The sequence below is a fragment of the Pseudomonas sp. S3_G06 genome (assembly GCF_054667565.1).
In genome coordinates this window covers 666,642-679,465 of the sequence record NZ_CP162738.1, presented here as the reverse complement: position 1 = coordinate 679,465, position 12,824 = coordinate 666,642, and the positions used below count along the sequence as shown (strand labels likewise).

Here is a 12,824-nt window from a genome sequence, read left to right as displayed (position 1 = left end):
CGGCCAAAGCAAACCCGCCTACAAACTCAACACCCCGCTATACAACCCATACGCCGCCAGCCCCGCACCGATCACCACGCAAGCAAAAATCCCTTTCTCCACCGTGGTAAAAACCGGCTGCCCCTGTTCACGCTTGGCCTTGGCAAACAGAATTACCCCCGGCGCATACAGCAGCGCCGAAAGCAGCAGATACTTCACCCCGCCGGCGTACAACAGCCACACCGCGTAAACCAGGGCGATGCCGCCAATCAGCAGATCCTTGGTGCGCTCGGCCGAGGCGTGTTCGTAGGTTTCGCCGCGCCCGCTGAGCAGTACCGCGTAGGCCGCTGACCACAGGTACGGCACCAGAATCATCGACGACGCCAGGTAAATCAGACTGGTGTAAGTCCCCGCCGAGAACAGTGTGATCAGCAGGAAAATCTGGATCATCACATTGGTCAGCCACAGCGCGTTGACCGGCACGTGGTTCTTGTTTTCCTTCTTGAGGAATGCCGGCATGGTCTTGTCCTTGGCCGTGGCGAAAAGGATTTCCGCGCAGAGCAAGGCCCAGGACAACAATGCACCGAGCAAGGAAATCGCCAACCCGACGCTGATCAGCAATGCGCCCCACGGCCCGACGATGTGCTCGAGCACCGCTGCCAGCGAAGGATTCTGCAGATTGGCCAGTTCCGGCTGGCTCATGATCCCCAGCGACAGCACGTTGACCAGCACCAGCAGCGCCAGCACGCCGAGAAACCCGATCACCGTGGCGCGGCCGACGTCGCTGCGTTTTTCTGCGCGAGCCGAATAGACGCTGGCGCCTTCGATGCCGATGAACACGAACACGGTGACCAGCATCATGTTGCGCACCTGATCCATCACCCCGCCGAAGTTCGGGTTGCTGCGGCCCCAGATGTCGCGGGTGAAGATGTCAGCCTTGAATGCCACCGCAGCGATGACGATGAACATGATCAGCGGCACAACCTTGGCCACGGTGGTCAACTGGTTGATCAGCGCCGCCTCCTTGATCCCGCGCATCACCAGAAAATGCACCGCCCACAACAGCACCGAGGCGCAGCCGATTGCGATCGGCGTATTGCCCTGACCGAACACCGGGAAGAAATAGCCAAGGGTGCTGAACAGCAAGACGAAATAGCCGACGTTGCCCAGCCAGGCGCTGATCCAGTAACCCCACGCCGACGAAAAACCCATGTAATCGCCGAACCCGGCCTTGGCGTAGGCGTAGACGCCTGAGTCCAACTCCGGCTTGCGATTGGCCAGGGTCTGAAAGACGAACGCCAGCGTCAGCATGCCTATCGCAGTAATGCCCCAACCGATCAGGATCGCCCCTGCATCGGCGCGTGCCGCCATGTTTTGCGGTAACGAGAAAATCCCCCCGCCGATCATCGACCCCACCACCAGCGCGATCAACGCACCAAGGCGCAGCTTTTGCGTCGGTTGCGACATGCAGATCTCCTTGAAAGAGTCGTTGTTGTTTATTTGTAACAACAGCCGACTAAAAGCCTAATGGTAGATGACGTTTATCAGGTAATGCCGAATCTCGCAGCGTTATATATAGCCGACCACGATAAGGCGTAGCACATTAAGTCAGTTTTGTGCGCCGATCTTGATTATTCGATTCTGTGCTGAAAACAGATGACCGACATTTGCCAATCGCTGAAAAGCAACTAGCGTCATAGTTCAAAAGCATTAATAGCTATTCTCGACTGCCTCAGCGAAACGGTTCTGGAATGGGCCTTTGAGGCTACAGCGTTATGCCCGCAACGGGCGCACAAGTCATTCATTAACAATGGAATGTGACCATGCACTGATCCATGTCAGCTGTTCGAACAGACAACAGTACTAGGCTGTGAGCTCTCCTTTCCTGCAATGGAGTCATGCAAATGTCTGAAGCGCCCGGAAAACTAAGACTCGGTGCACTGGTTGCACTGGTAGTCGGTTCAATGATTGGCGGCGGGATATTTTCGTTGCCACAAAACATGGCCGCCAGCGCCGACGTCGGTGCAGTGCTGATCGGCTGGGCCATCACCGCAGTCGGCATGCTCACCCTCGCATTTGTCTTTCAGACCCTCGCCAATCGCAAGCCTGACCTGGACGGCGGTGTCTACGCCTACGCCAAGGCCGGATTCGGCGACTACATGGGTTTCTCATCAGCCTGGGGCTACTGGATCAGCGCCTGGCTGGGCAACGTCGGCTACTTCGTTCTGCTGTTCAGCACCCTTGGCTATTTCTTTCCGATCTTCGGCGAAGGCAATACCCCGGCGGCGGTGATCGGCGCGTCCTTGCTGCTGTGGGGCGTGCATTTTCTGGTGTTGCGCGGGATCAAGGAAGCGGCGTTCATCAACCTGGTGACCACCGTCGCCAAGGTCGTGCCGCTGCTGCTGTTCGTGTTGATCGCAGTCTTCGCGTTCAGACTGGACATCTTCACCGCCGACATCTGGGGCGTGAAGAACCCCGACCTGGGCAGTGTGATGAACCAGGTGCGCAACATGATGCTGGTCACCGTCTGGGTGTTCATCGGCATCGAAGGCGCAAGCATCTTCTCCGCCCGCGCCGAGAAACGCTCGGATGTCGGCAAGGCTACGGTGATCGGCTTCATCACCGTGCTGCTGTTTCTGGTGCTGGTGAACGTGCTGTCGCTGGGCATCATGACCCAGCCGGAACTGGCGAAACTGCAGAACCCGTCGATGGCCGCCGTGCTTGAGCATGTGGTCGGTCACTGGGGTGCGGTGCTGATCAGCGTCGGCCTGATCATCTCGCTGCTCGGCGCGCTGCTGTCGTGGGTGCTGCTGTGTGCCGAGATCATGTTCGCCGCCGCCAAAGACCACACCATGCCGGAGTTTCTGCGCAAGGAAAACGCCAACCATGTGCCGGTCAACGCCCTGTGGCTGACCAACGCCATGGTGCAGGTGTTCCTGATCATCACCCTGTTCTCGGCCAGCACTTACCTGTCGCTGATCTACCTCGCCACCTCGATGATTCTGGTGCCGTACCTGTGGTCGGCGGCCTATGCCCTGCTGCTGGCGGTGCGCGGCGAGAGCTACGAAGGCTTTGCCGCCGAGCGGCGCAAGGATCTGATCATCGGCGGTATCGCCCTGATCTATGCGGTGTGGTTGTTGTACGCCGGCGGGGTCAAGTACTTGCTGCTGTCGGCCCTGCTCTACGCGCCCGGCGCGATCCTGTTCGCCAAGGCCAAGCTGGAACTCAAACAACCGGTTTTCACCAACGTCGAGAAGCTGATTTTCGCCGCAGTGGTCGTGGGCGCCGTGGTGGCGGCCTACGGTCTCTACGATGGCTTCCTGACGCTGTAACCCCTGATTGAATTGTCATCTGGAGGAACACAGAAATGACCACGGAAAAAGTGAAGTACGGCGTCCACTCCGAAGCCGGGAAACTGCGTAAAGTCATGGTTTGCTCCCCAGGTCTGGCCCATCAGCGGCTGACCCCGAACAACTGCGATGAACTGCTGTTCGATGACGTGCTGTGGGTGGCGCAGGCCAAGCGCGACCATTTCGACTTTGTCACCAAGATGCGCGAGCGCGGCATCGACGTGGTGGAAATGCACAACCTGCTGACCGACATCGTCGCCATTCCCGAAGCGCTGGACTGGATTCTTGAGCGCAAGGTGACGGCCGACTCGGTGGGCCTGGGCCTGATCAGCGAAGTGAAATCCTGGCTGAAAAGCCTTGAGCCACGGCACATCGCCGAATTCCTGATTGGCGGCGTGTCGGCCGATGATCTGCCGGACAGCTTCGGTGGCAAGACCATCCAGATGTTCCGCGATTTCCTCGGCCACTCCAGCTTCATCCTGCCGCCGCTGCCCAACACCCAGTTCACCCGCGACACTACCTGCTGGATCTACGGTGGTGTGACGCTGAACCCGATGTACTGGCCGGCGCGCCGTCAGGAAACCCTGCTGACCACCGCCATCTACAAATTCCATCCGCAGTTCACCAACGCCGAATTCGAGATCTGGTACGGCGACCCGGACAAGGATCACGGCAACTCCACCCTTGAGGGCGGCGACGTCATGCCGATAGGCAACGGCGTGGTGCTGATCGGTATGGGCGAGCGTTCATCGCGTCAGGCCATCGGCCAACTGGCGCTGAACCTGTTCAACAACAAAGCGGTGGAAAAAGTCATCGTCGCCGGCCTGCCGAAGTCCCGCGCAGCAATGCACCTGGACACCGTGTTCAGCTTCTGCGACCGCGACCTGGTGACGATCTTCCCGGAAGTGGTCAACCAGATCGTCGCCTTCACCCTGCGCCCTGACGAAAGCAAACAGGGCGGCATCGACATCCGCCGCGAAGAAGGCAGCTTCCTCGACACCGTCGCTGCGGCGCTCAACCTGCCGAAACTGCGCGTGGTGGAAACCGGCGGCAACAGCTTCGCCGCCGAACGCGAGCAATGGGACGACGGCAACAACGTGGTGGCCATGGAACCGGGCGTGGTCATCGGCTACGACCGCAACACCTACACCAACACCCTGCTGCGCAAGGCTGGCGTGGAGGTCATCACCATCAGCGCCGGCGAACTCGGCCGGGGCCGTGGCGGCGGCCACTGCATGACCTGCCCGATCATCCGCGACCCAATCGATTACTAACTTTTTCTTAACACGACCCGGCGCTGTGAAAGCGTAGCGAGCGAAGGAAAGACAAGGCAAAAACAGGCGAGGAAGCGGAGTCTACTGATTGTAAATGAGCATTCCGAGCCTGTTTTTAACGCAGTATTTCCGAGCGCAGTAGCTTTCACAGTGTCGGGCAAGGAGAATCATCATGGCGTTTAATATCCACAACCGTAATTTGCTCAGCCTGGAACACCACACCCCACGTGAACTGCGTTACCTGCTCGACCTGTCCCGCGATCTGAAACGCGCGAAATACACCGGCACCGAGCAACAGCATCTGAAGGGCAACAACATCGCCCTGATCTTCGAAAAGACCTCGACCCGCACCCGTTGCGCGTTCGAAGTGGCGGCCTATGACCAGGGCGCCAACGTCACTTACATCGACCCGAACTCCTCGCAAATCGGCCACAAGGAAAGCATGAAGGACACCGCCCGCGTGCTCGGGCGCATGTACGACGCCATCGAGTACCGTGGCTTCAAACAGGAAATCGTCGAGGAGCTGGCCAAGTTCGCCGGCGTGCCGGTGTTCAACGGCCTGACCGATGAATATCACCCGACCCAGATGATCGCCGACGTGCTGACCATGCGTGAACACGCTGACAAGCCGATCCACGAAATCAGCTACGCCTACTTGGGCGACGCGCGCAACAACATGGGTAACTCGCTGCTGCTGATCGGCGCCAAACTGGGCATGGACGTGCGCATCTGCGCACCGAAAGCCCTGTGGCCGCTGGACGATCTGGTGGCGCGCTGCAAAAAATATGGCGAAGAAAGCGGTGCGCGCATCACCCTCACCGAAGATCCGAAAGAAGCGGTCAAAGGCGTCGACTTCATTCACACCGATGTCTGGGTATCGATGGGCGAACCGGTGGAAGCCTGGGCCGAGCGTATCCAGCAACTGCTGCCGTATCAGGTCAACGCCGACCTGATGAAAGCCACCGGCAACCCGCGTACCAAGTTCATGCACTGCCTGCCGGCCTTTCACAACAGCGACACCAAGGTCGGCAAACAGATCGCCGAGCAGTATCCGCACCTGAAAAACGGCATCGAAGTGACCGACGACGTGTTCGAGTCGCCAGCCTGCATCGCCTTCGAGCAAGCGGAAAACCGCATGCACACGATCAAGGCGATTCTGGTCTCGACCCTGGCTGATCTCTAACTGGTTGAAGATGATCGTTCCCACGCTCCCGCGTGGGAATGCATCCCGTGACGCTCTGCGTCACAGCGGACGCAGAGCGTCCGTGGCGGCATTCCCACGCAGAGCGTGGGAACGATCAACACGAAAAAGGACATGCACCATGCGTATCGTCGTAGCCCTGGGCGGTAACGCCCTGCTCCGCCGTGGTGAGCCGATGACCGCTGACAACCAGCGCGCCAATATCCGCATCGCCACTGAGCAAATCGCCAAGATCCATCCCGGCAACCAACTGGTCATCGCTCACGGCAATGGCCCGCAAGTCGGTCTGCTGTCGCTGCAAGCGGCGGCCTACACCTCTGTCACTCCCTACCCGCTGGACGTGCTCGGCGCCGAAACCGAAGGCATGATCGGCTACATCATCGAACAGGAACTGGGCAATCTGCTCGACTTCGAAGTGCCGTTCGCCACCCTGCTGACCCAGGTCGAGGTCGACGCCAACGACCCGGCATTCAAGAACCCGACCAAGCCGATCGGCCCGGTGTACGAGAAAGCCGAAGCGGAAAAACTCGCCGCCGAAAAAGGCTGGGCAATTGCTGCCGATGGCGACAAATTCCGCCGCGTGGTCGCCAGCCCACGGCCGAAACGCATCTTCGAAATCCGTCCGATCAAGTGGCTGCTGGACAAGGGCAGCATCGTCATCTGCGCCGGTGGCGGCGGGATTCCGACCATGTACGACGAGCAGCGCAACCTCAAGGGCATCGAGGCGGTGATCGACAAGGACCTGTGTTCGTCGTTGCTTGCCGAGCAACTGGAAGCCGACCTGCTGGTGATCGCCACCGACGTCAACGCGGCTTTTATCGACTATGGCAAACCAACCCAGAAAGCCATCGCCGAAGCCCACCCGGACGAACTCGAACGCCTCGGCTTCGCCGCCGGCTCAATGGGGCCGAAGGTGCAGGCAGCCTGCGAATTCGCGCGCCATACTGGCAAGGTCGCGGTGATCGGTTCGCTGGCCGATATCGAAGCCATCGTCCAGGGCACCGCCGGTACGCGGGTCAGTACGGCGAAGCCGGGGATCAGCTACCGATAACAATAAACGCCGGGGCAGGCTCAAGGCCTGCCCCGCTTCCATGCCTTGAAAGGAGTAGCTCAATGGCCCAGTTCGAACCCGGTCATCTGCACATCGAGCGGCACGCGTTGACGCCGGATGACGTCAATTACAACGTGCATCTGGACTATGAAGTGTTCACCGATCCGCAGAAAGGCAAGGGGATTCAGTTCACCCTGCACGGCAGCATGCAGGGCAAGGACATGAAGGAGACGTTTTTCCTGCCCAAGGAAGAGGCCTATAACTTCGCCCGCGATGTCACGCGGATCGCCGAGAAGTACGGAATCCCCAAGGCCCACAGCCAGATCGGCTCGGTGCACAAGCATTACGATCTGATGTTTGAAGACATTCGGCAGAAGTTGAATATGCAGTCAGGGGATCCGGTGAACCTCGAGCATTTCGAATAACCCGAATCCACCACACTGATCGTTCCCACGCTCTGCGTGGGAATGCATCCCGTGACGCTCCGCGTCACAGCGGACGCGGAGCGTCCGTGGCGGCATTCCCACGCAGAGCGTGGGAACGATCAGCGCAGGGACACAGATTTCACCATTAGCCCGCCCCAAGGCATACTTGCCCCCTCCGCTCTGCAGATCACTGAACCGCCCCCATGCGTATCCACGTCAGCTTCATCGACCGCGTCGGCATCACCCAGGAAGTCCTGGCTATCCTCGGTGGGCGCAATCTCAATCTGGATGCGGTGGAGATGATTCCGCCGAACGTCTACATCGACGCGCCGACCCTCAGCCCGCAAGTGCTCGAAGAACTGAAAGATGCGCTGTTTCGCGTGCTCGGCGTGGAAGCGGTGACCGTTGTCGATATCCTGCCGGGCCAGCGTCGGCACTTGCAGCTCGATGCTTTGCTCGCGGCGATGACCGACCCGGTGCTGGCCCTCGACAGCGCCGGCAAGGTGCTGCTGGCCAACCCGGCGTTGATTGCCCTGTACGGTCGCGAACCGGCCGGTGAAAGCGTCTCGGCGCTGTTCAACGATCCCGGTCTGCTCGACACCCTGCTGGAAAACGGCTTTCGCCTGCCGCTGCGCGAGATCACCGTCAACGGCCAGACCCTGCTGCTCGACGCCACGCCGATCACCGACGCCGGCGCCCTGCTGACCTTGTATCAACCGAACCGCATCGGCGAACAACTCTCGGCACTGCACCACGATCATGCCGAAGGCTTCGACGCGCTGCTCGGCGAGTCTCCGGCGATCCGCACACTCAAGGCCCGCGCGCAACGCGTCGCCGCCCTTGATGCACCACTGTTGATTCAAGGCGAAACCGGTACCGGTAAAGAACTCGTCGCCCGGGCTTGCCATGCCATCAGTGCACGGCACAGCGCTCCGTTTCTCGCCCTCAACTGCGCGGCGCTGCCGGAAAATCTCGCCGAGAGCGAACTGTTCGGCTACGCCCCCGGCGCCTTCACTGGCGCTGCACGTGGCGGTAAACCGGGGCTGATGGAACTGGCCAACCAGGGCACGGTGTTCCTCGATGAGATCGGCGAGATGTCGCCGTACTTGCAGGCCAAACTCCTGCGTTTTCTCAACGACGGCAGCTTCCGCCGCGTCGGTGGTGATCGGGAAGTAAAGGTCAACGTGCGCATCCTCAGCGCGACCCACCGCGATCTGGAAAAAATGGTCAGCGAAGGGCTGTTCCGCGAAGACCTGTTCTATCGCCTCAACGTGCTCAACGTCGAAGTGCCGCCGCTGCGTGAACGCGGTCAGGACATCCTGCTGCTGGCGCGTTATTTCATGCAGCAGGCCTGTGCGCAGATCCAGCGCCCGGTCTGCCGCCTGGCACCGGGGACTTATCCGGCGCTGCTCGGCAATCGCTGGCCGGGCAACGTGCGGCAATTGCAGAACGTGATTTTTCGCGCAGCAGCGATCTGCGAGAGCAGCTTGGTCGATATCGGTGACCTCGACATCGCCGGCACTTCGGTGGCGCGCCAGGCCGATACCGATGTCGACAGCCTTGAGCAAGCGGTCGAATCGTTCGAAAGAGAGCTGCTGGAAAAGCTCTACGTCAGCTACCCCTCGACCCGGCAATTGGCGAGCCGCTTGCAGACCTCGCACACCGCTATCGCCCATCGCCTGCGCAAATACGGCATTCCCAATAAACCCTGACTCACCACCGATCCCCTGTAGGAGCTGCCGAAGGCTGCGATCTTTTGATTTTGTTTTTTAAGATCAAGATCAAAAGATCGCAGCCTTCGGCAGCTCCTACAGTCCGGCGTTCAATTCAGGAATGATATCGCCACGCTGAAAACGACCTCCACCTGTACCGAAAGCGCTACAGCGGAACGATATCGCTACACCCGCCTGTGACCAGCGCTGCGCAACGCTTTGATCCGATTAAGCTTTTCTCCTCGGCCCAAGCTGTAGCGATTTCGCTACAGGCGCAACCTGCCGACACCCACCTGAAAAATCCAAGCCATTGATTTATATAGATAAATCAACCTTGGCCGCATTCTTGCTACCTGCCTCCTCATCTATAAAGGGCTTCCCCGCCCCAAGCTTTCCACCGCGTCCACCAGACGAGTCTGGCCCCTGAGGAGTTTCCATGAGCGAGTTGCGTTTTACTGAAGATCACGAATGGCTGCGCACCGAAGCCGACGGCAGTGTCACTGTCGGCATCACCGCATTCGCGCAGAACGCTTTGGGCGACGTGGTGTTCGTGCAACTGCCTGAGCTGCAGGCTTACGAAAAAGGCGCTGAAGCCGCCACCGTGGAATCGGTGAAAGCCGCCAGCGGCGTGTACATGCCGCTCGATGGCGACGTGCTGGAAGTCAACCCGGCGCTGGAAAACGCTCCTGAGCTGGTGAACGAAGATCCGCTGGGCGAAGGCTGGTTCTTCCGCTTTCAGCCAAGCGACGCCGCCGCTGTCGGCAAACTGCTCGATCAGGACGCTTACGACCGTCTGATCAAAGCCCAAGCCGAAGCCTGAGGAATTACCCCATGACCGCCATCAATCTCGGCACCGCCAACGAATTCATCGCCCGTCACATCGGCCCGCGCGCCGATGACGAGCAAGCCATGCTCAACAGCCTCGGCTTCGATTCCCTCGAAGCCCTGAGCGCCAGCGTCATCCCGGAAAGCATCAAGGGCACCAGCGTGCTCGGCATGGACGACGGCCTCAGCGAGGCCGACGCCCTGGCGATGATCAAATCCATCGCTGGCAAAAACCAACTGTTCAAAACCTACATCGGCCAGGGCTACTACAACTGCCACACGCCGTCGCCGATCCTGCGCAACCTGCTGGAAAACCCGGCCTGGTACACCGCTTACACCCCGTACCAGCCAGAAATTTCCCAGGGCCGTCTCGAAGCGCTGCTGAACTTCCAGACCATGATCAGCGACCTCACCGGCCTGCCGATCGCCAACGCCTCCCTGCTCGACGAAGCCACCGCCGCTGCCGAAGCCATGACCTTCTGCAAACGCCTGAGCAAGAACAAGGGCAGCCACCAGTTCTTCGCCTCGATCCACAGCCATCCGCAGACCCTCGACGTGCTGCGCACCCGTGCCGAGCCGCTCGGTATTGATGTGGTCGTGGGCGATGAGCGCGAACTGACTGACGTCACGCCGTTCTTCGGCGCGCTGCTGCAATACCCGGCGAGCAACGGTGATGTGTTCGACTACCGCGAGCTGACCGAGCGCTTCCACGCCGCCAACGCTCTGGTGGCCGTGGCCGCCGACCTGCTGGCCCTGACGCTGCTGACCGCACCGGGCGAATTCGGTGCCGACGTCGCCATCGGTTCGGCGCAACGCTTCGGCGTGCCGCTGGGCTTCGGTGGCCCGCACGCCGCTTACTTCTCGACTAAAGATGCGTTCAAGCGCGACATGCCGGGCCGTTTGGTCGGTGTCTCGGTTGACCGTTTCGGCAAGCCGGCCCTGCGTCTGGCGATGCAGACCCGCGAGCAACACATCCGCCGCGAGAAGGCCACCTCGAACATCTGCACCGCCCAGGTGCTACTGGCCAATATCGCCAGCATGTACGCCGTCTACCACGGCCCGAAAGGCCTGACCCAGATCGCCAACCGCGTGCATCACCTGACCGCGATTCTGGCCAAGGGCCTGACCGCGCTGGGCGCTCAAGTCGAGCAGGCAAACTTCTTCGACACCCTGACCGTTGCTACCGGCGCACACACCGCCGCGCTGCACGACAAGGCGCACGCTGCGCAGATCAACCTGCGTGTGATCGACGCTGAACGTCTGGGCCTGTCGGTCGACGAAACCACCACTCAGGCTGATATCGAAACCCTGTGGGGGCTGTTCGCCGACGGCAAGACCCTGCCGGACTTCGCTGCGCTGGCCGCCTCGGTGCAGAGCACCATCCCCGCTACTTTGGTGCGCCAGTCGCCGATCCTCAGCCACCCGGTGTTCAACCGTTATCACTCGGAAACCGAGCTGATGCGCTACCTGCGCAAACTGGCGGACAAGGACCTGGCGCTGGATCGCACGATGATCCCGCTGGGCTCGTGCACCATGAAACTCAACGCCGCCAGCGAAATGATCCCGGTGACCTGGGCCGAATTCGGTGCACTGCACCCGTTCGCCCCGGCCGCCCAAAGCGCCGGTTACCAGCAACTGACCGATGAGCTGGAAGCGATGCTTTGCGCCGCCACCGGTTACGACTCGATCTCGCTGCAGCCGAACGCTGGTTCGCAAGGTGAATACGCAGGTCTCCTGGCGATCCGCGCCTACCACCAGAGCCGTGGCGATGAGCGCCGCGACATCTGTCTGATCCCGTCGTCGGCCCACGGCACCAACCCGGCCACTGCGCAAATGGCCGGTATGCGCGTGGTCGTCACCGCGTGCGATGCCCGTGGCAACGTCGACATTGAAGACCTGCGCGCCAAAGCCATCGAGCACCGCGAACACCTCGCCGCGCTGATGATCACCTACCCGTCGACCCACGGCGTGTTCGAAGAAGGCATTCGCGAAATCTGCGCGATCATTCACGACAACGGCGGCCAGGTGTACATCGACGGCGCCAACATGAACGCCATGGTCGGCCTCTGCGCACCGGGCAAGTTCGGCGGCGACGTCTCGCACCTGAACCTGCACAAAACCTTCTGCATCCCGCACGGCGGTGGCGGCCCGGGCGTCGGTCCGATCGGCGTCAAATCGCACCTGACCCCGTTCCTGCCCGGCCACGGCCAGATGGAACGCAAGGAAGGCGCGGTCTGCGCGGCACCGTTCGGCAGCGCAAGCATTCTGCCGATCACCTGGATGTACATCCGCATGATGGGTGGCGCCGGTCTGAAGCGCGCTTCGCAACTGGCGATCCTCAACGCCAACTACATTTCCCGTCGCCTCGAAGAGCATTACCCAGTGCTGTACACCGGCAGCAACGGCCTGGTGGCGCACGAGTGCATTCTCGATCTGCGTCCATTGAAAGACAGCAGCGGCATCAGCGTCGATGACGTTGCCAAACGCCTGATCGACTTCGGCTTCCATGCGCCGACCATGTCGTTCCCGGTCGCCGGCACGCTGATGATCGAGCCGACCGAAAGCGAATCCAAGGAAGAACTGGACCGCTTCTGTGACGCGATGATCCGCATCCGCGAAGAAATTCGCGCAGTGGAAAACGGCACCCTGGACAAGGAAGACAACCCACTGAAAAACGCCCCGCACACCGCAGCGGAACTGGTTGGCGAATGGACCCACCCGTACAGCCGCGAGCAAGCGGTGTACCCGGTCGCGTCGCTGATCGAAGGCAAATACTGGCCGCCGGTCGGCCGCGTCGACAACGTCTTCGGCGATCGCAACCTGGTGTGCGCCTGCCCGTCGATCGAAAGCTACGCTTAAGAGCGGCAGCTGCAAGTTTCTAGCTGCAAGCTGCAAGTTAGGGCTGATCTGCTTTTAACTTGCGGCTTGTGTCTTGCTGCATGCACTGAGGCCTTATAGAGGCCGCAAGGAAAACCCGATCCGCTTTTACTTGCAGCTTGAAGCTCAC

General features: G+C 60.5%; 9 protein-coding genes. 8 read left to right on the top strand and 1 reads right to left on the bottom strand.

Annotated elements, in window-relative coordinates:
- Positions 1-18: 18 nt before the first annotated feature.
- On the bottom strand, positions 19-1,446 hold the full coding sequence (gene arcD, locus AB4N47_RS03080) for an arginine-ornithine antiporter (protein ID WP_024014072.1): 1,428 nt from the start codon (positions 1,444-1,446) through the stop codon (positions 19-21).
- Positions 1,447-1,883: 437 nt separating this feature from the next.
- On the opposite strand from arcD (AB4N47_RS03080), the gene arcD (AB4N47_RS03075) reads away from it, so the two are divergent.
- The 8 genes from arcD (AB4N47_RS03075) to gcvP all read left to right on the top strand — a co-directional run bounded on the left by arcD (AB4N47_RS03075) (position 1,884) and on the right by gcvP (position 12,676).
- Positions 1,884-3,311 carry an arginine-ornithine antiporter gene (arcD, locus tag AB4N47_RS03075; protein WP_016773517.1) on the top strand — a complete coding sequence of 476 codons (1,428 nt, stop codon included), beginning with the start codon at positions 1,884-1,886 and terminating at the stop codon, positions 3,309-3,311.
- Positions 3,312-3,346: 35 nt separating this feature from the next.
- Positions 3,347-4,603 carry an arginine deiminase gene (gene arcA, locus AB4N47_RS03070; protein WP_016773516.1) on the top strand — a complete coding sequence of 419 codons (1,257 nt, stop codon included), beginning with the start codon at positions 3,347-3,349 and terminating at the stop codon, positions 4,601-4,603.
- Between the two features lie 172 nt (positions 4,604-4,775).
- Complete coding sequence (locus AB4N47_RS03065) at positions 4,776-5,786, top strand: ornithine carbamoyltransferase (RefSeq protein ID WP_024014074.1); 1,011 nt, start codon at positions 4,776-4,778, stop codon at positions 5,784-5,786.
- 139 nt (positions 5,787-5,925) lie between these two features.
- Complete coding sequence (gene arcC, locus AB4N47_RS03060) at positions 5,926-6,855, top strand: carbamate kinase (RefSeq protein WP_016770621.1); 930 nt, start codon at positions 5,926-5,928, stop codon at positions 6,853-6,855.
- A gap of 62 nt (positions 6,856-6,917) precedes the next feature.
- The gene (locus AB4N47_RS03055; RefSeq protein WP_341638949.1) at positions 6,918-7,280 is read left to right on the top strand and encodes a DUF5064 family protein; all 363 of its coding nucleotides are present in this window, start codon (positions 6,918-6,920) and stop codon (positions 7,278-7,280) included.
- A 203-nt stretch (positions 7,281-7,483) separates the two neighbouring features.
- The gene (locus AB4N47_RS03050; protein WP_110646607.1) at positions 7,484-8,992 is read left to right on the top strand and encodes a sigma-54-dependent transcriptional regulator; all 1,509 of its coding nucleotides are present in this window, start codon (positions 7,484-7,486) and stop codon (positions 8,990-8,992) included.
- A 436-nt stretch (positions 8,993-9,428) separates the two neighbouring features.
- A complete protein-coding gene (gene gcvH, locus AB4N47_RS03045) occupies positions 9,429-9,812 on the top strand; it encodes a glycine cleavage system protein GcvH (RefSeq protein WP_016773514.1) in 384 nt (127 codons plus the stop codon).
- 11 nt (positions 9,813-9,823) lie between these two features.
- Complete coding sequence (gcvP, locus tag AB4N47_RS03040; protein ID WP_341638948.1) at positions 9,824-12,676, top strand: aminomethyl-transferring glycine dehydrogenase; 2,853 nt, start codon at positions 9,824-9,826, stop codon at positions 12,674-12,676.
- Positions 12,677-12,824 lie beyond the last annotated feature (148 nt).

Excerpts from the sequence above, each read along its gene's own strand:
- gcvH (WP_016773514.1), top strand. The coding sequence starts at position 9,429 with ATGAGCGAGTTGCGTTTTACTGAAGATCACGAATGGCTGCGCACCGAA.
- AB4N47_RS03050 (WP_110646607.1), top strand. The coding sequence starts at position 7,484 with ATGCGTATCCACGTCAGCTTCATCGACCGCGTCGGCATCACCCAGGAA.
- arcC (WP_016770621.1), top strand. The coding sequence starts at position 5,926 with ATGCGTATCGTCGTAGCCCTGGGCGGTAACGCCCTGCTCCGCCGTGGT.
- AB4N47_RS03065 (WP_024014074.1), top strand. The coding sequence starts at position 4,776 with ATGGCGTTTAATATCCACAACCGTAATTTGCTCAGCCTGGAACACCAC.
- gcvP (WP_341638948.1), top strand. The coding sequence starts at position 9,824 with ATGACCGCCATCAATCTCGGCACCGCCAACGAATTCATCGCCCGTCAC.
- arcA (WP_016773516.1), top strand. The coding sequence starts at position 3,347 with ATGACCACGGAAAAAGTGAAGTACGGCGTCCACTCCGAAGCCGGGAAA.
- AB4N47_RS03055 (WP_341638949.1), top strand. The coding sequence starts at position 6,918 with ATGGCCCAGTTCGAACCCGGTCATCTGCACATCGAGCGGCACGCGTTG.
- arcD (WP_016773517.1), top strand. The coding sequence starts at position 1,884 with ATGTCTGAAGCGCCCGGAAAACTAAGACTCGGTGCACTGGTTGCACTG.
- arcD (WP_024014072.1), bottom strand. The coding sequence starts at position 1,446 with ATGTCGCAACCGACGCAAAAGCTGCGCCTTGGTGCGTTGATCGCGCTG.